Here is a 17,425-nt window from a genome sequence, read left to right as displayed (position 1 = left end):
GCGGGTATGCAGACGACGTCGGGCGACACCCGGGGCATCGTCTCGCCCAGCCGGATGTTTCAACACGTCCGCCTCGAGCGCCACCCGACTCCGTCCGAGCTGACCGGTCTCCTCGACTGGTTCTGGTCGGTGCGCTGGGATCTGCCTGCGGGGCTCACCCATCGACAGGATGTGGTTTCTCAGCCAGGGGTGAATGTGAGCGTCGGGACCGCGCCGCCGCCCGGTTTCGCTCCGGGTGTCGGGCCATATCCTTTGCGCTGCAACATCTGTGGGGTTGCGACGGGAGTTGTCACCCGGATGCTGGCGGGCTGTGCATGGAATCTCGCCGCGAAGACGACCACCGGCGGATTCGGGGCCTGGTGCGATGACGTCAGCGCTCTGACCGATGCGGTCTGCGACCCCTCGGGGTTGATCGACGTCGACGATTCCGCGGTGGCATCGGCGTTTGCCGACGGCGGGATAGAGGCCGCCGCACCGGTCCTCGGTCAGGCGATGATCCGGTCACTTGAGGTGCGTCCCGCCGGGCGGATCCGACTCGCCCGACAGGTGGCGGCGGTGGCCGGCTGTGCGGAGCGCGATCGTTCGATCACCCGGATCGAGCAGCTGGCCACGAACTCCGGCGTGACCCCCCGGACGTTGCAGCGGATGTTCGCGTCGTGTGCCGGTGTCTCGCCTACCTGGGTGATTCGCAGGTGGCGGCTGATCGACGCTGCTGAACTGGTCTCGCGGGGTCAGCAGGTCGATTGGGCGAGCGTGGCGAGCGATCTCGGCTACAGCGACCAGGCGCACCTGACCCGCGACTTCACCACCACCCTGGGGATCGCCCCAGCCGCGTACGCCAGAGCTCAGCGGCAGGTCCAACCCTGATCGGTTGCCGCGACTCCAGCCGCAGGTGACGATGGCCGGGTGCGGGATGTCCTCGATGCGCTGATCGACGTAACCGACCGAGGACCCGCGGTCCTCGCGCGGGTGATTGCCACGACCGGGTCGTCCCCGCGCGCGGTGGGGTCGGCGATGGTGATCGGCTCCGATGGGTGCGTGCACGGCTCCCTGTCGGGTGGATGCGTGGAAGCTGAGGTGCTCGCCGTGGCCGTCGAGGTGTTCGCCGACGGTGCCACTCGGATCGAACGCTTCGCGAGTGTGGCCGCCGATCCGCTTGCGGTCGGGTTGCCCTGCGGCGGCGAGATCGACGTGATGATCGAGCGGGTGGACGACGCCGCAGAGTTCACGAGGTTGCGTGCGCACATTGCGGCCGGGGTGGGATGCGCTCTGCTCACCACCACCTCAGCCGAGGTGGCCCAGCGTGTCGCGATCGACGCCGACACCGAATCGCTGTCGCCACCGTTTGACCGGATGGTCGGCGACGCTCGGGCGTTGCTGGCGGCAGGCACCAATGCGGTGCTGGGTGCTGAGGTGAATGCCTGTCGCGCAGAGGTTTTCGTCCAGACGTTCGCGGCTGCGCCGCGGATGATCCTGGCCGGTGCCAACGATTTCGTCCGTGCCCTTCTCGACGTGGGTGTGCTGCTGGGCTATCGGGTGAGCGTGGTCGACGCCCGCGCCACGTTCGTCTCACCTGCCCGTTTCCCCACCGCCCACGACGCCGTGGTCGACTGGCCCGACCGGTATCTCGCGCGCGAACACGCCGCCGGGCGCCTGGATGCACGCACGGTGATCTGCGTGATGACCCACGACGACAAGTTCGATGTCCCAGCCCTGCAGGCGGCGCTGACCCTGGACCGGTTCGCGTTCGTGGGCGCGATGGGATCGCGGCGCACTACCGCCGACCGAGTCCAGCGGCTGGTCGACGGCGGCATCGCACCGGCCGATCTGGCCCGGCTGGTGGCCCCGGTGGGCCTCGACATCGACGCCCACACTCCCGCTGAGACCGCCATCTCGATCGCTGCTCAGGTCATCGCCGCACGCTCCGCCGCAGATGGCGGCGCCTTGTCCGACCGATCGGGACCCATCCACCGCGCTGTGTGATCGAGGTCACCCCGGTGGATCCGTGCAATCTGGGCACCCCGGTCGACTCATCTCCCGAAGAACCGAGGCGATTCGCGTCGCGGACCGATCTGAGAGGAAGACACCATGGGCAACGACTTCATCGACAAGGCCAAGAACGCCGTCGAGGGCGCGATCGGCGAGGCCAAAGAGTTCGTCGGGAACCTGGTCGACGACAAGGACCTGGAGAACGAAGGCAAGAAGGACCAGGCCGAGGCCAAGGTCAACGACGCCGCGCAGAACGTGAAGGAGTCGGCCGAGGACGCCGTCGCCGACGCCAAGGGTGCCGTCGAGGACGCCAAGAGCGCCGTGGCCGACAAGGTCAACGACATCACCAAGTGATCCATCAGGCGCCTGCCGGTGCACCTCTCTCCACCGGCTGATGCCATCGAGCCGCCTTGGCTGTGAACCTGGCCGCTCGTCCCAGAGGAACCCCGTCGCTCCCTCCCCCGGGCCGGCGGGGTTCTTCATGTCTGCACCTGAGGTCTGCACCCTGGCAAGCCGCGCTCGACGACTGCCTACGATGAGCGGCATGGCTGCCATCGAACCCAACACATCGTCCTCGTTGTACTCGCCTGTCGGATACGTCCCCAGCGTCACCGTCGCTGCAGGCTCGACGATCTACACCGCGGCCATCGCGCCGACCGACGCCGACGGCGCCACCGTGGGCGGCGGTGACGTGCAAGCCCAAGCTCGTCGATGCGTGGCCAACCTGGCCGTCGCATTGTCCGAGGTGGGGGCAAGGCTCCAGGACGTGGCCAAGGTGACGATCTGTGTGGCCGAGCGGCTGCAGGCCGACCTGACTGTCGCCTGGGACGCCGTACACGAGAGTTTCGGCGATCACCGACCGGCCGCTGTGCTGTTGGGCGTCACCGTGCTCCCGTTCGACGAGCAGCTGGTGCAGATCGACGCCGTCGCCGTACTGCCTGCCTGACCGCACCCTCTCGTGAGCACTGCCCGACCGCTCATCACCGTCGGGCAGCGGCGCGCCCGCCTCCAGCGACGACATCTGCTGCTCGGCGAGCCGGTCGGCTCAGTGCAGGACGTGGTGTCGTCGGTGGTGGCCCTGCACGCCACCTGCCCACCGACGGTGTACCTGTCGATGTGGGCGCGCCGACCGGGCTCGAGCGTCGCTGACCTAGACGACGCTCTCTACCGCCGACGCTCCCTGATTCGGCAGTTGGCCATGCGGCGCACCATGTTCGTCGTCGACCGTGCCACCCTCACCGACGCGGTCAGTTGCGTCGGGGCCCGAGTGGCGGCATCCGAGCGGACCAACATCCTTCGTGACCTGCGCCGCGATCCCACCTACCCCGACCCCGACGGCTGGCTGGATGCGGCGGCAACGGCAGTGGTCACCGCACTGGCGGCCGGACTGGAGGGCACCTCGACCCAGCTGCGGGAGGCGATTGTCGAAATCGGCGGACGGGTGGCGACGGGGTCGGACTCGAGCATGCCGATCGGGCCACGAGTACTCAACATGCTCAGCGCGGCCGGAGCGATCGTGCGCGGCACCAACACCGTCGGCTGGCATCAGTTCCGGCCCTGCTGGGCTGCGATGGACCGCTGGTTGCCCTCGCCGTTGCAGCTGCGCGACCCCGCGACTGGACATCGGGAGATGGTGCGCAGGTGGTTGCAGACGTTCGGACCCGGCACCGAGACCGACATCGTCTGGTGGTTGGGGTCGACCAAGACTGCAGTGCGGGCCGCTCTGGCCGAGGTGCAGGCGGTGGCGGTGGACGTCGAAACCGGTGACGCGACAACCCCGGTGGCGACCGGATATCTGCTGCCCGATGATCTGGACCCGGTCGAGCCGGTGCCGCCGCGCGCGGTGCTGCTACCCGAACTCGATCCGGCGACGATGGGGTGGAAACAGCGCGACTTCTACCTCGCCCCGCACGCCGGGCACCTGTTCGACCGCAACGGCAACGGCGGTCAGACCGCGTGGTGGGACGGGCGCGTCGTCGGCGGTTGGTACCTACGTCCCGGCGGGGGAGTGGCCTTACATCTGCTGGAGCCGCTGCCCGCGGCGGCGGTGGCGCAGTTGCGTTCGCGTGCAGCACAACTCGACGAATGGCTGGGTGACATACGGCCCAAACCAGGGTACCCGGCACCGTTTCACGCCACCGTGTCATGACGCGCGCAGGCGTGGATCACCACGATTTCGACACCGCGATCGGGCGGTGCACCATCGTCTGGAACGCCGATGACGCCGTGGTCGCGATGCTGCTACCGGACGAATCCGATTGCTCACGTTTCGAATTGGGCACACCAGGAGTGCCGAGTGAGTCGGTGGCCGACATCGCCGCGGCGGTCACGCTGTTGCTGGCAGGTGGCGATCCGGGGCACCGGCTCGCCACGGCGACGATCGACCTCGCCGCCTGCACCGACTTCGACCGGCGGGTCTACGGGGTCACCCGTTCCATCAAGCGTGGGGACACGCTGACCTATGGCGAGGTTGCCGCCCGCCTCGCAGCGCCCGGGGCTGCGCAGGCGGTGGGACTGGCATTGGGCCGCAACCCGATCCCGATCCTGGTCCCATGTCACAGGGTGGTGGGCGCCGATGCGCTCGGGGGCTTCTCCGCCGGTGGCGGCCCGGCGACCAAAGCGATGTTGTTGGGCATCGAAGGCGCACCCGGTTTCGGCGAGCCCACCCTGTTCTGACCTGCTCGGACATCGACCATGAGACCCTGGCAGGGGTTCACAGCCAGCTGCCAGGAAACTCCCAGGGCAGGCCAAGTGAGTTCACGGAAGGTAGGCACCATGACTGATTCCGGTGCGCGAGTGCTCGTGGTCGACGACGAGCCGAACATCCTCGAACTGCTGTCGGTGTCGCTGAAGTTCCAGAACTTCGACGTGGCGACGGCCGCGAACGGCCCTGCGGCGCTGGACAAGGCCCGAACCTTCCGGCCCGACGCGCTGGTGCTGGATGTGATGATGCCCGGGATGGACGGGTTCGGGCTGCTGCGTCGGCTGCGGGCCGACGGCATCGAAGCGCCCGCACTGTTCCTCACTGCGCGGGACTCGGTGGAGGACAAGGTCAACGGTCTGACCATCGGCGGCGACGATTACGTGACCAAGCCGTTCAGCCTGGAAGAGGTGGTCGCGCGACTGCGGGTGATACTGCGCCGCAACGGTTTCGGTGAGAAGGAGGCTGAGCCAAGCCGGATCACGTTCGCCGACATCGAACTCGACGACGACACCCATGAGGTGTGGAAGGCCGGCGAGCTGGTGTCGTTGTCGCCGACGGAGTTCACGCTGTTGCGCTATTTCATGATCAACGCGGGCACCGTGCTGTCCAAGCCGCGCATCCTCGACCACGTGTGGAACTACGACTTCGGTGGCGAGGTGAACGTGGTCGAGTCCTACGTCTCCTACCTGCGGCGCAAGGTCGACACCGGCGACACCCGATTGATCCACACCCTGCGCGGTGTGGGGTACGTGATGCGCGAACCCCGATGACCACCGGCGTGCCGGTCCAGACGACCCGACGTCGGCGCGGGATCCCGCTTCGGGTGTCGCTGGTGGCGCTGATGTTGGTGCTGGTCGCGGTGGGTCTGCTGGTGTCCGGGGTGGCGGTCACCTCCGCGATGGAGAAACAACTGCTCAACCGCACCGACAACGGTCTGCGCAATGCGGCTCAGGGGTGGGCGCGGCCGCACGTCGACCGCGACAACCCGGGCGCCCAGCCCACGTTGCCGCGGCCTCCGCAGGACGAACGCCGCCCACCGTCGCCGTACTTCGTGCAGGTCAGTCGCACCGACGGCATCTCGTTCATCATCAACGACGTCGGTGGTGCCCCCGACATCTCGTCACCGAATTCGCTGTCCCCCCAACCGAAGACGGTGGGCTCGGCCAACGGATCAGACACCCGGTGGCGGGTGGTGAAGGTGACCTCCACCTACGGCAGCTCCATCCTCGCGGTGAAACTCACCGACGTCGACGACACCGTCACCCGGTTGATCTGGCTGCAGTTCGGGGTGGGCCTGGCCGTGGTCGCCGTGGTCGGGGGCGTGGGATATCTGCTGGTGCACAACAGTCTTCGACCGTTGCGCCGAGTGGAGGCCACCGCGCGGGCCATTGCCGACGGCGATCTCGATCAGCGGGTTCCCACCTCGGCGTCGGGCACCGAGGTGGGCCGGCTCGCAGAGTCGCTGAACGTGATGCTGCATCAGATCCAGGAGGCGTTCGCCGCCACCGAGCAGTCCGAGGAACAGGCGCGGGCCTCAGAGGACCGGATGCGGCAGTTCGTGGCCGACGCCAGCCACGAGCTGCGGACGCCGCTGACATCGATTCGCGGGTTCGCCGAGCTGTACCGCCAGGGCGCGATGACCGACCCCGAACAGTTGATGTCACGGATCGAGTCCGAAGCCGGACGCATGGGTTTGCTGGTGGAGGAGCTGCTGATGCTGGCACGCCTCGACGCCCACCGACCGCTGGAACGCACGCATGTGGATCTGCTTGCGCTCGCCTCGGATTCGGTACACAGCGCGCGGGCGATGGCGCCGGACCGGCGTATCGACCTGCGGGTGCTCGACGGCCCGGGGGTACCGGCGGTGATGGGCGACGCCGCGCGGTTGACGCAGGTGTTGGGCAACCTGATCACCAACGCCGTCAAACACACCCCCGCCGATGCCTCGATCAGCGTGGAGGTGGGCACCGACGACACCGACGCGGTGCTGCGCGTGGTCGACACCGGCCCCGGCCTGGCGCCTGAAGACCGGGCGAAGGTCTTCGAACGCTTCTATCGCGGCGACGACTCCCGCACCCGCGCAACAGGATCGGGCGGCAGCGGGTTGGGTCTGTCCATCGTCTCGGCGCTGGTCACCGCGCACGACGGCACGGTGACCGCGCAGGACACCCCCGGTGGTGGCGCCACGTTCGTGGTGCGGCTTCCACGCTCGCAGTAGTCGGCGGCGCCTACCATCGGTGGCATGGCATCTGTGTTCAGCATGATCATCAACGGCGACCTCCCGGGACGGTTCGTGTGGACCGATGACACGGTGGTCGCCTTCCTCACCATCAACCCCGTCACGCCCGGTCACGTGCTGGTGGTGCCGCGCGCGGAGGTGGACCACTGGGAGCAGGTCGATCCGGAGCTGTTCGCGCAGGTGATCTCGGTCGCGCAGACGGTCGGTCAGGCCACTCGCACGGCGTTCGACGCACCCCGGATGGGTCTGCTGATCGCCGGCCTGGAGGTTCCGCACCTGCACGTCCATGTGTTCCCGGCGCACTCGTTGCAGACATTCGACCTGGCGCTGGCCGACAAGAACCCCGATCCGGCTGCCCTCGACGACGCCGCCGCGCGGATCCGCGCTGCGCTACGCGAAGCCGGCCATGAAGCGCACGTAGCCGACTGATCGTGGCCCTCACAGGAAGCTGACAGCGTCGCCGCAGAATCGCGGCAGCTTGGCCCAGCAGAGTCTGGGTCATGACAGCAGACACGATCGACCGGTCGGGGAAACCGACGTCACCGGATCCGACCGCCGCCCCGCAGATGACGGTGGTCATCGACCCGACTCCGGCTCACCCGCAGCTCGATGTGGTGGTGCCGGTGTTCAACGAACAGTCCGATCTGGCTGATTGCATCGAACGGCTGGCCGAGCATGTGCGCACGCGGGTGCCGTATTCGGCGCGGATCACCATCGCAGACAACGCCAGTACCGACTCGACGCTGGCGGTGGCCATCGAGTTGGCGCAGACGATCAGCGGTGTGCGGGTGGTGCACCTGGACGAGAAGGGTCGCGGTCGCGCATTGAACGCCACCTGGATGCACAGTGATGCAGCCGTGGTCGCCTACTGCGATGTAGATCTGTCGACCGATCTGAATGCGTTGCTGCCGTTGGTCGCTCCGCTGCTCTCCGGTCATTCGGACGTGGCCATCGGGTCACGGCTGAACCGGTCGGCGCGGGTGGTACGAGGTGCCAAACGCGAATTCATCTCGCGCAGTTACAACCTCATCCTGCGCGCTGCGATGGGTGCGAAGTTCTCCGACGCCCAGTGTGGGTTCAAGGCGATCCGTGCCGATGTGGCGCGGGCGTTGCTGCCGCATGTGCACGACACCGGCTGGTTCTTCGACACCGAGCTGCTGGTGTTGGCCGAGCGGATCGGGCTGCGGATCGCCGAGGTGCCGGTGGATTGGGTGGACGACCCCAACAGCAAGGTCGACATCGTGCACACCGCGATCGAGGACATCAAGGGGTGCTGGCGGGTGGGTCGAGCGTTGGCCGAGGGCGAGCTGCCGGTCGCGCAGCTGCGAGCGAGCCTGGGCCGCAGGCGATTACCCGACCCGACGGTGAGCGGTGTGCCGCGCGGAATGGTGGGCCAGCTGGTGCGGTTCGCGGCCATCGGTGTGGTGTCCACCATCGCCTTCGCGGCGCTCTACCTGCTGGCACATCCGATGGTGGGGGCGCAGGCAGCCAACTTCGCGGCCCTGCTGATCACCGCGGTGGGCAACACCGCGGCCAACCGCGCCTTCACCTTCGGGGTGCGCGGTCGTGCGGGTGCGGCACGCCACCACCTGCAGGGGATCGGGGTGTTCGTGTTCGGCTGGGCGCTGACCGCTGGATCGCTGTGGGCACTGCACGAATGGGCGCCGCAGACCTCCAGGCATATCGAGCTGCTGGTGCTGATCCTGGCCAACCTGGTGGCCACCCTCACCCGATTCATCGCGCTGCGATGGGTTTTCCGTTCTCATGACACCGATTCCCAGGGGGCCTTCGCATGACCTCGCTGCTCGACACCCCACCCAGTGATGCCGTCACTGCGCCACCGGTGCGCCACCGCATCGCCCACCCGCAACGGTGGGGTCTCGGTGCCCTGCTGGGTGTCACCGCCGCGCTGTACCTGTGGAACCTGAGCATCAACGGCTACGCCAACTCGTTCTACTCGGCGGCCATGCAGGCGGGTTCGGTGTCGTGGAAGGCGTGGTTCTTCGGATCCTCGGACGCCGCGAACTCCATCACCGTCGACAAGCCGCCGATGTCGTTGTGGTTGCCCAGCATTGCGATTCGCATCTTCGGGCTCAACTCGTGGTCCATCCTGGTGCCGCAGGTCCTGATGGGTGTGGCCTCGGTGGCGTTGCTTTATCTCGTCATCAAGCGGCAGGTCGGCTGGCAGGCCGGACTGCTGGCCGGAGCGGTGCTGGCGTTGACGCCCGTGGCGGCGTTGATGTTCCGGTTCAACAACCCCGACGCACTGTTGGTGCTGTTGATGATTGCTGCCGTGTGGGCCACGATGCGCGGCATCGAGGACGGCCGAATTCGCTGGATGCTGCTGACCGGCATGTTCGTCGGGTTCGGGTTCCTCACCAAACAACTGCAGGTGTTCCTGGTCATTCCGCCATTGGCGGTGGCCTACCTCGCGTTCGGGCAGCACACCTGGATCAAACGGATGGGTCACCTGTTTGCGGCATTGGGTGCATTGATCGTCAGCGCCGGCTGGTGGGTGTTGGCGGTCACGCTGTGGCCCAAAGACTCGCGGCCATACATCGGTGGCTCCCAACACAACTCGATTCTGGAACTGACGTTGGGCTACAACGGCTTCGGCCGGCTGACGGGCAACGAGACCGGAAGCACCGGAGGCGGTCCGCGCGCAGGCGCCTTCGCTGAGTTCCTCAGCAGCCGGGGAGCGGTCGGCGGGCCCGGACGGCCCGGCGGGCGCGGCGGTATGTGGGGGGAGACCGGATTCTTCCGGATGTTCCAGCCGGAGCAGGGCGGTCAGATCGCCTGGCTGATCCCCACCGCGTTGCTGCTCGGCGTGGCGGCGGTGGTTCTGACCTGGCGGGCGCCGCGTACCTCGCCGATCCGCGCGCTGATCGTCGTGATGGGAGTGTGGCTGCTGACCACCGCCGCAGTGTTCAGCTACATGTCGGGAATCTTTCACTCCTACTACACGATTGCCCTGGCGCCTGCGATCGCAGGATTGCTCGCAGCAGGTGGGGTGGTGTGTTGGAGGCAGCGTGAGCTGCTCTGGGTGCGGGCGGTGCTCGCCGCGGCGTCGGTGACCACCGGTGTGATGGCCTATCTGCTGCTCAACCGTTCACCGGACTTCGTGCCGTGGCTGCGGTGGGTGGTGGTGGTCGGCGCCGTGATCGCTGCGGTGGGGCTGCTCGTGCCCGGCGTTCGGCGCACCGGCCCGGTCACCGGTGTGGCCGCGGCGGTTGCGATCATCGCCGGATTAGCCGGTCCCACAGCCTATGTCGTCGATACCCTGCATACCTCCAAGCAGGGATCGATCATCACCGCGGGCCCGCAGGTCAACGGCGGTGGCTTCGGTGGCCCCGGTGGTCTGCGTCGCGGCGCGTTCGGTCCCCGCCTCGGGCCGGGCGTCGGTCCCGGCCAGAACGGATTCGGACCCGGTGGTGCAGTGCCGGGCCAGGGTCCTGGGCAGGGCATTCCTGGCGCGGCGGGCACACCCGTTCAGAACCAACGTGGTTTCACCGCTGGCGGTCCGGGCGGCAACCTGTTGATGGGGTCGCGACCCACCGCCGAGATGGTGTCGTTGTTGGAGAGGAACTCCGGTTCCTACACCTGGGTGGCTGCGGCCGTCGGGTCCAACGAGGCCTCGGGTTATCAGCTGGCCACGCAGAAGCCGGTCATGCCGATCGGTGGCTTCAACGGCAGCGATCCTTCGCCCACGCTGGCGCAGTTCCAGAAGTACGTGCGCGAGGGCAAGATCCACTACTTCATCGGTGGTGGACGCCTGGGCGGCGGGATGAACGCGCAGAGCACGGCAACGGCTATCAGCGAGTGGGTACAGGCGAACTACTCGGCGATCACCGTCGGGTCGGTGACGCTCTACGACCTGACCGCACCCGTGACCTAGCCCGCCTGCCCCACCGACCGAGCCGAGAGATCGGCTCACCTGAGGCCACCGGCCGACGTCCCCCGATCGTCGACCGGTGGCCTCGCCCATATTTCGGTTGCCCGTGACCGGCGGGCCGCCCTAGCCTGGGGCGTCCCCCGCCCTGCGAACGATGGAAACCTCATGTTGCCGTTGACCGAGACCCAGATCCGGTCGTCCTTCGTCAATTGCACTCAGGGTGAGGTGAAGCGGATCACCGTGCCGCGCGACCTCGCCGACCAGCGGTGGGACGACCTGGACTTCTTCGGGTGGAACGACCCGACGTATGCCGGTCGGGCGTATCTGGTCGCGCCGGGTTCGGACGATCAGCTGATCGGGGTGGCCCTGCGCTATGAGACTGGAGGCACCCGCAAAGCCCAGATGTGCAAGATCTGTCTGACCACCCATCCATCCGGTGGGGTGTCGCTGATGACCGCGCGTAAGCCGGGGGCGGCCGGTCGCAACGGCAACACCGTCGGCACCTACATCTGCACCGACCTCGACTGCTCCCTCTACGCCCGCGGTGAGAAGACGCCGGCGCTGGGCAGGCAGTACCGCGAAGACCTCGACGTCGGGTCGAAAATCGACCGCGTGCGGGCAAACGTGGCTGCGTTTCTCGCGCGCGTATCGGACTGAGCCATGCCCGAGCAGACACTCGACACCGACCTGTTCGGCGATGTTGTACTGCGCAGCGGAGACGGCGTGGTCGAGGCCGTCAGTGTCGACGAACCGGCGTGCCGTGTGACACTCCGGCGCCGTGGAGAAGTGACCCACGAGCGGACGCCGCTGGGGACTCGCGATCCCGAGGCGGTCGAAATCGACCTGCCCGGTGCCAAGGTGACGGTCCGGCCGCGGCGCGCCCGGTTCACGAAACGGTCCTATCGCGTCGACATCGAGGTCGACGGTGTCGCCCTGGATCTCTCGCCACGAGACGACGTCTGCTGCGAGTTCCGATTGTCGACCCTCGACGTCGCGCACAACGTGTTCGCCGAACTCACCCGCCACGGCGACGGGACCGTCGAGCTCATCTGGTCGCCCCCGGTTCGGTTGGGACACCGTACGTTCGACCCTCCGGTGCCCTCGCGTGAACAACTGCTGGTGGCGCTGACTGTCGCCGCAGCGTTTGGCACCGGCGGACTGTCCCTGCTGACGATCGCGTCGAACGCGGTGGACGCGATGCTGCCCTGACGACGGCATCATCGAGTGGGCGCTAATCCCCGTCGGTTGGGCGCTAAACCCCGTCGGTTGGGCGCTAATCCCCGTCGGTTGGGCGCTAATCCCCGTCGAGTGGGCGCTAAACCCCGTCGGTTGGGCGCTAAGGCCAGATCCTGACACGTGAGGCGATGCTGCCCTGACGGCGCGATCAGCGCGCGGCGAGGCTGTCCAATGCTTCGACAAGGTGCTTGCCGAGCGTCGCCGAGCCAGCGTCGCGGATCAGGGCACCCTCGGCAAGCCAGCCGTAGTGGGAGAAGAAGTGTGTACGGATCGGCACCAGTGCGATCCGTTCGTTCGATGGACGTCCCCCGAAGGCACTTCTCTTCTGCGACGGTTCACGGGACAGGACAGCGTCCACCCACCGGCACCATGCCTCAACGGCGGCAAGGCGGACGGGGTGGTGCACCGCTATTGCAACGGTGCCAGGCCAAGATGTGAACGCAGCGTGCTGCCTTCATAGGCGGTTCGATACACCCCGAGTTCTTGCAGCTGCGGCACCACCGTGTCTACGAAGAGGTCCAGCCCGCCAGGGGTGATGTGCGGCACCAGGATGAAGCCGTCGGCCCAATCCTGTTGCACCGCATCGTTGATGGCATTGGCCACCGTCTGCGGTGATCCGACGAAGTTCTGTCGCCCGGTCAACTCCACCACCACCTCGCGGCTGGTGAGTTTCTTGGCGGCAGCCAGTTCCCGCCACTCGTTCGCCGTCGCGATGGGGTCCCGATACATCCGGGTCTGGGCGCGCCCCTTGGACACGGTGTTCTCGCCGATCACCGGGTCGACGCTGGGCAGCGGACCGTCTGGGTCGTGGTCGGAGAGGTCGCGGTTCCACAGCACCTCGAGGAACGTGATGGCGGTGGGCCCGCTGACCTGCGCCGAGCGGACCTCCCGGGCGGCATCAGCGGCCTGCGCGTCGGTGTCGGCCACCACAAAGGTGGCAGCAGGCAGGATGAGCAACTCCTGCGGCGCTCGACCGTGCGCGGCCATCCGACCCTTGACGTCGGCGTAAAAGTTTTGTGCCACCTCGCCGGTGCCGTGCCGCGAGAATATGGCGTCGGCCTCGGCGGCAGCGAACTCTCGGCCCTCGTCGGAATCCCCGGCCTGGAAGATCACCGGACGGCCCTGCGGGCTGCGGGGAACCGTGAATCGGCCACCGATGTCGAAGTGGTTGTCGCGGTGGGTGAATCGACCGGCCTCCGCCCGCGCAAGAAACTCGCCGGAGTCGACGTCGGCCAGCACGTCCCCGGGCCGCCACGAGTCCCACAGCTCACGCGCGGTGGCCAGGAACTGTTTGGCCCGCTCGTAGCGCTGCTCTTCGGGCAGGAAACTGCCGCGTCGAAAGTTCTCGCCGGTGAACGCATCCCAGGAGGTGACGACGTTCCAGGCGGCGCGTCCGCCGCTGAGATGATCCAACGTCGCGAACGCCCGGGCCACCTCGTAGGGCTCGTTGAAGGTGGAATTGATGGTGCCCGCCAACCCGATTCGGTCGGTCACCGCGGCCAGCGCCGCAAGCACCGCGAAGGTGTCCGGGCGGCCCACCACGTCGAGATCGTGGATGTGCCCGCGTTGTTCACGCAGACGCAGACCCTCGGCCAGGAACAGGAAGTCGAACAGACCGCGTTCGGCGGAGGCGGTGAAGTGTTGGAACGAGGAGAACTCGATGTGGCTGCCCGCGGCCGGGTCACTCCACACTGTGGTGTTGTTGACGCCGGGGAAGTGGGCGGCCAGGTGCACCTGTTTGCGGGGTCGACTCATCGGGTGGCCCCGGCCCGGGCGAAGACGTTCTGCGGTCGAGCCCAGCCCAGCCGGCCGCGTGCCGTCGCCGACCACGCCGAACCAGCGACCGGTGTGAACAGTTGTCGCCGAATCATTTCCGGCACCACCGATGTCGCGATGGCGGGGGCGTCGACCGAGGTGCTGGCCGGGAGCAGACGCACCCCGTCGGCACCGGCCTCGCGCAGTCGGGCCATCTGCTCGGCCACGGCAGCCGCATCGCCGATGACGACCTGAGCTGCCGGGCGGGTCGCGGTGTCGGCCCACCCGTCCAGCCGTGCGATGCGTTGTTCGGCGTCGCCACCGACCGCGACGGCAAGGTCAACGATGAGCCGCACCGGCTCGTCGACCGGGCGGTCGGCGGCACGATGTGCCGCATCGATGGCGGCGCGGGCACTCGACACATCGGCAGCATCGGCCACAAAGACGATGTCACCAACCTGGCCGGCGGCCGTCCACGCCGCCTGCGAGTGGGCCAGTACGGCCACCAGCGGTTGACCCTGCGGCGGTCGGGGCGTGATGGACGGCCCGCGCACCGCGAAGTTCTCACCGTGAAAGTCGATGTAGTGCAACTTGTCTCGGTCGATGAACCGACCGGTGGCCACGTCGCGGATCTCGGCGTCGTCTTCCCATGAATCCCACAGCGCACGCACCACGGTGACGTACTCGGTCAGTTCATCCACCAGTGCCGGGTCGGCGGGATCGTCGATGGAGCGTCGGCCCACCACTGCGGCTTCCTCGCCGCCGAGGCTGGTGCGCACCACCAACCCGGCCCGACCGGTCGACACGTAGTCGAGGGTGGCGATGGCTTTGGACGTGTGGAACGGCTCGGTGTGGGTGGCCACGACCGTCGGCAGGATGGCCACCTGACCGGTGGTGGGGGCCAGCCGCGACGCCAGCACGATCGCGTCGAGTCGGATGACGGCCCGGTCGGTGCGACCGTCTGATCCGGGGGGACCACCGAATCCGTCGGACAGGGTGACCAGGTCGATCCCCGACTCGTCCAGTGCGCCCACGGTACGCACCCAGAACGCGGGGTCGGCCAGGTCACGACCCGAGGATCGGCTTTCGCGCCACGCGGCCGGATGCCAGCCCGCCCCGTCGAGATCGACCGCAACCAGGTAAGGAGAAATCGCGTTCACCCCAGGTGCAACGCCGCGCGGGCGTGGCATCCATCCGCGCCGAGTTCTTCGGTTCAGGGTGAGTCGAAGTCTGTTGCCGGGACTGTCTGGGGTGTGCAGCATCGTTGAACAGGTCACCGGTCACCGTCAGGAGGTACTCGCATGGCATCCGCCGAGCCGACCGCCCGTCCGCCGTTGTCGGTTCTGGACATCTCGCCGATCGCCAGTGGATCCAGCGCTGCGGCAGCATTGCGCGCCACAATCGACCTCGCGGTACGGGCCGAGGAGCTGGGGTATCGCCGGTTCTGGATCGCTGAGCATCACTTTGCCAAAGTGGCCGGATCGTCCCCGGCGACGCAGGTGGCCTTGGTTGCGGCGGCCACGCGGCGCATCCGGGTGGGTGCAGCAGCTGTGCAAATCGGTCTGCATCAACCCGCCGCCATCGTCGAAGCGTTCGGCATGGTGGACGCGCTGTATCCGGGCCGTCTCGACCTCGGCGTGGGTCGCTCACCGCAACGCCTCAGCGAAGCGGTCCGTGCGGCGGGCCGGGGCGGGCCGTCCAGCCCGCCGCCGGCGATGGCGACCCAGGATCGGGTGATCGACGGACTGCTGATCCCGGCTCCACCGCGGCCGGTTGCCGCCGCCGCCGCGCATCACATCGCCATCCAGCGCGCACTGATCCCCGAGGGAGCGCAGCTACCCGATTTTGGTGACGCGGTGGATGAGGTGCGGTCGCTGATCGGCGGGACGTTCGGTGTCGACGGGCGTGAGCTGACGGTGAGTCCAGGCCAGGGCGCCGACGTCGAACTGTGGGTGTTGGGCAGCAGCGCCGGGCAGAGCGCGCAGGTGGCTGGGGAGCGTGGCCTGCCGTTCGTGGCGGCCTATCACATCGCGCCAGCCACCACGTTGGCTGCAGTTGAGGCCTACCGCAATGCTTTTCGGCCGTCGGAACAGTATTCGCGACCGTATGTGGTGGTGTCGGCGGATGCGGTGGTGGCCGATGACGATGCGACCGCCCGTGAGTTGGCGTCGGGATTCGGCCGCTGGGTGTACGGCATCCGCAGCACCGGCGCGGCCCCGTTCTACCCGGCGCCGGGCGAGGCTGCGCCGCTGACCGACGACGAGTTACCCGTGGTGGCCGACCGCATCGCCACCCAGTTCGTGGGCGCGCCGCAGACGGTGGTGGCCGGGTTGGAGGCCCTGGCGCGGGCGACCGGGGCCGACGAGATCGTGGTGACCACCGCAACGCACGACCCGGCCGATCGGGTGCGGTCCTATGAGCTGTTGGCCACAGCATGGCCGGTGTGACCGGCTGAATTGTCCTGCACCAGAACCGTTGAGATCGCCTTGGGCGCAACCCTTCTCGTGTCCTCGGGGTGATGGCTGACTGGTGAGGTGACTGACATCGATGACCGTCCGAGCCGTACGTGGTGGCAGGCCATCGCCGAGGCATTCACCTCACCGTGGTCGGCGCTCGCCGCTCACCCCGAGGCGTGTTTGCCGGCCTCGCTGCCCGACGTGGGTATCGCCGCCGAGCGGTGATCAGGCCACCGTGCCCCAGCGCGGATCGCGATCCGAACCTGTGGAGCTGCACCTGCATCCAATGAGGCGCGAGACGATCAGGTTGTCCTCCTAGTCGCGAACTCCGTGATCGCGGTCGATGGGTTCGATCACGGCCCCGCCGGAGAACTCACACATTTCGACAATCAGTTCGACGAATCTGTTCGTCGTTTCCGTCGACTGCCCCCAGCGTCACGGCAGGCTCGCTGCGTCAGGGAGTTGCTGCTGGATGGTAGGCCCGACAAACAGCAGCGAGATGGCGTAGTCGAGGATCTGGTCCTCCGACCGGATGCGGGCGGCGTCGTTCGGCAGCGCTCGTGCAATGGAGAGCCCGTCGAGGACTGCGCCGAGGTACGCCGCGCGTTCGGAGTTGTTCCCGGGCGGCAGCGCACCTTCGCGATCGAGCACAGCCAGCCACCGCTCGATGCGGCGAGTACCGGCGCGGTTGAAGGCCAAGAATGCCTGTGTGGCTTCGATATTCGGTTCGGAGTCGATATAGGACTCGAACGCCGTACGCCATGTGTGCCGCGCGCTGTCGCCGGTTCCGGTCGCGGCGAGGACGCTTCGCGCGCACATCGTCAGACGCTCCCTGGCCGGGATCGTGGTGTCGTCGATGACGTCCTCGGTCACCACGAGTCCGGTGATCCTTGCCGCGACCTCGTCCATCAGCAGCTGCTGCGTCGGGAAGAAGTGACGGAGCGAGCCGGTGCTCACCCCGGCGCGGGCGGCCACCGCGCGCACGCTGAGCCTCGCACTCGGGTTCTCGGTGACCATCGTCGCGGCGGCAACCAGAATCCGATCCCGCGTGCCGAGTTCGCCCTCGTCCGCCATGGTCACCATCCTCCTGCACCTTGTGCCGACGTTTGTTGCACCCCTGTCTAGCACAGTGTGCTAACGTTCGTGACTATCAC

19 protein-coding genes and 1 pseudogene are annotated in these 17,425 nt (G+C 67.7%); 15 read left to right on the top strand and 5 right to left on the bottom strand.

From position 1 onward, the window contains the following. Window positions 1–6 precede the first annotated feature (6 nt). The 13 genes from KIK15_RS09050 to KIK15_RS08990 all read left to right on the top strand — a co-directional run bounded on the left by KIK15_RS09050 (window position 7) and on the right by KIK15_RS08990 (window position 12,033). The gene (locus KIK15_RS09050; protein WP_214243903.1) at window positions 7–867 is read left to right on the top strand and encodes an AraC family transcriptional regulator; all 861 of its coding nucleotides are present in this window, start codon (window positions 7–9) and stop codon (window positions 865–867) included. A 39-nt stretch (window positions 868–906) separates the two neighbouring features. Then, window positions 907–1,983: an XdhC family protein gene (locus KIK15_RS09045; RefSeq protein ID WP_214243902.1), complete on the top strand. Its 1,077-nt coding sequence runs from the start codon at window positions 907–909 to the stop codon at window positions 1,981–1,983. 105 nt (window positions 1,984–2,088) lie between these two features. After that, window positions 2,089–2,343: a CsbD family protein gene (locus KIK15_RS09040; protein ID WP_214243901.1), complete on the top strand. Its 255-nt coding sequence runs from the start codon at window positions 2,089–2,091 to the stop codon at window positions 2,341–2,343. A 190-nt stretch (window positions 2,344–2,533) separates the two neighbouring features. Beyond that, window positions 2,534–2,935: a RidA family protein gene (locus tag KIK15_RS09035; protein WP_214243900.1), complete on the top strand. Its 402-nt coding sequence runs from the start codon at window positions 2,534–2,536 to the stop codon at window positions 2,933–2,935. Between the two features lie 12 nt (window positions 2,936–2,947). Continuing rightward, window positions 2,948–4,138, top strand: coding sequence for a winged helix DNA-binding domain-containing protein (locus tag KIK15_RS09030; RefSeq protein WP_214243899.1), 1,191 nt, complete (start codon window positions 2,948–2,950; stop codon window positions 4,136–4,138). Further along, window positions 4,135–4,665 carry a methylated-DNA--[protein]-cysteine S-methyltransferase gene (locus KIK15_RS09025; protein ID WP_214243898.1) on the top strand — a complete coding sequence of 177 codons (531 nt, stop codon included), beginning with the start codon at window positions 4,135–4,137 and terminating at the stop codon, window positions 4,663–4,665. The genes KIK15_RS09030 and KIK15_RS09025 overlap by 4 nt, the downstream gene beginning before the upstream one ends. Window positions 4,666–4,764: 99 nt before the next feature. Next, on the top strand, window positions 4,765–5,463 hold the full coding sequence (locus KIK15_RS09020) for a response regulator transcription factor (protein ID WP_214243897.1): 699 nt from the start codon (window positions 4,765–4,767) through the stop codon (window positions 5,461–5,463). Further along, entirely contained in the window at window positions 5,460–6,911 is a 1,452-nt protein-coding gene (locus KIK15_RS09015) for a cell wall metabolism sensor histidine kinase WalK (protein WP_214243896.1), read from the top strand. Before KIK15_RS09020 ends, KIK15_RS09015 begins: the two co-directional genes overlap by 4 nt. Window positions 6,912–6,935: 24 nt before the next feature. Beyond that, a complete protein-coding gene (locus KIK15_RS09010; protein ID WP_214243895.1) occupies window positions 6,936–7,361 on the top strand; it encodes an HIT family protein in 426 nt (141 codons plus the stop codon). Window positions 7,362–7,432: 71 nt separating this feature from the next. Next, window positions 7,433–8,728, top strand: a complete 1,296-nt coding sequence (locus KIK15_RS09005) for a bifunctional glycosyltransferase family 2/GtrA family protein (protein ID WP_214243894.1) — start codon at window positions 7,433–7,435, stop codon at window positions 8,726–8,728. Next, a complete protein-coding gene (locus KIK15_RS09000) occupies window positions 8,725–10,827 on the top strand; it encodes a glycosyltransferase family 39 protein (RefSeq protein WP_214243893.1) in 2,103 nt (700 codons plus the stop codon). Before KIK15_RS09005 ends, KIK15_RS09000 begins: the two co-directional genes overlap by 4 nt. 162 nt (window positions 10,828–10,989) lie before the next feature. Continuing rightward, window positions 10,990–11,481 (top strand): FBP domain-containing protein, encoded by a 492-nt coding sequence (locus KIK15_RS08995; RefSeq protein WP_214243892.1) that lies wholly within the window; start codon window positions 10,990–10,992, stop codon window positions 11,479–11,481. A 3-nt stretch (window positions 11,482–11,484) separates the two neighbouring features. Further along, window positions 11,485–12,033: a hypothetical protein gene (locus tag KIK15_RS08990; RefSeq protein WP_214243891.1), complete on the top strand. Its 549-nt coding sequence runs from the start codon at window positions 11,485–11,487 to the stop codon at window positions 12,031–12,033. Between the two features lie 39 nt (window positions 12,034–12,072). On the opposite strand, the pseudogene KIK15_RS18890 reads toward KIK15_RS08990, so the two are convergent. From KIK15_RS18890 to KIK15_RS08975, 4 genes and pseudogenes are all read right to left on the bottom strand, one after another. Beyond that, a pseudogene (locus tag KIK15_RS18890) lies at window positions 12,073–12,180 on the bottom strand (DUF1720 domain-containing protein); the annotation flags it as partial. A gap of 28 nt (window positions 12,181–12,208) precedes the next feature. After that, window positions 12,209–12,337, bottom strand: a complete 129-nt coding sequence (locus KIK15_RS18580; protein ID WP_284149977.1) for a hypothetical protein — start codon at window positions 12,335–12,337, stop codon at window positions 12,209–12,211. A 131-nt stretch (window positions 12,338–12,468) separates the two neighbouring features. Continuing rightward, entirely contained in the window at window positions 12,469–13,815 is a 1,347-nt protein-coding gene (locus KIK15_RS08980) for an NtaA/DmoA family FMN-dependent monooxygenase (protein ID WP_214243890.1), read from the bottom strand. After that, entirely contained in the window at window positions 13,812–14,975 is a 1,164-nt protein-coding gene (locus KIK15_RS08975) for an LLM class flavin-dependent oxidoreductase (protein ID WP_307851806.1), read from the bottom strand. Before KIK15_RS08975 ends, KIK15_RS08980 begins: the two co-directional genes overlap by 4 nt. Window positions 14,976–15,116: 141 nt before the next feature. Between KIK15_RS08975 and KIK15_RS08970 the strand changes: the two genes are divergently transcribed. Together KIK15_RS08970 and KIK15_RS08965 are read left to right on the top strand one after the other, a co-directional pair. Beyond that, window positions 15,117–16,262, top strand: coding sequence for an LLM class flavin-dependent oxidoreductase (locus tag KIK15_RS08970; RefSeq protein ID WP_214243888.1), 1,146 nt, complete (start codon window positions 15,117–15,119; stop codon window positions 16,260–16,262). Between the two features lie 87 nt (window positions 16,263–16,349). After that, window positions 16,350–16,496: a hypothetical protein gene (locus KIK15_RS08965; protein ID WP_214243887.1), complete on the top strand. Its 147-nt coding sequence runs from the start codon at window positions 16,350–16,352 to the stop codon at window positions 16,494–16,496. A gap of 210 nt (window positions 16,497–16,706) precedes the next feature. Here KIK15_RS08965 and KIK15_RS08960 read toward each other — a convergent pair whose 3' ends face one another. Then, window positions 16,707–17,345, bottom strand: coding sequence for a TetR/AcrR family transcriptional regulator (locus tag KIK15_RS08960; protein WP_214243886.1), 639 nt, complete (start codon window positions 17,343–17,345; stop codon window positions 16,707–16,709). Window positions 17,346–17,425 lie beyond the last annotated feature (80 nt).

Origin of the sequence: Williamsia sp. CHRR-6, assembly GCF_018474015.1 — a bacterium.
In the GTDB taxonomy this organism is placed as follows: Bacteria; Actinomycetota; Actinomycetes; order Mycobacteriales; family Mycobacteriaceae; genus Williamsia_A.
Note: the sequence above shows the minus strand (reverse complement) of the source record. Positions and strands in the feature narration are given on the sequence as shown.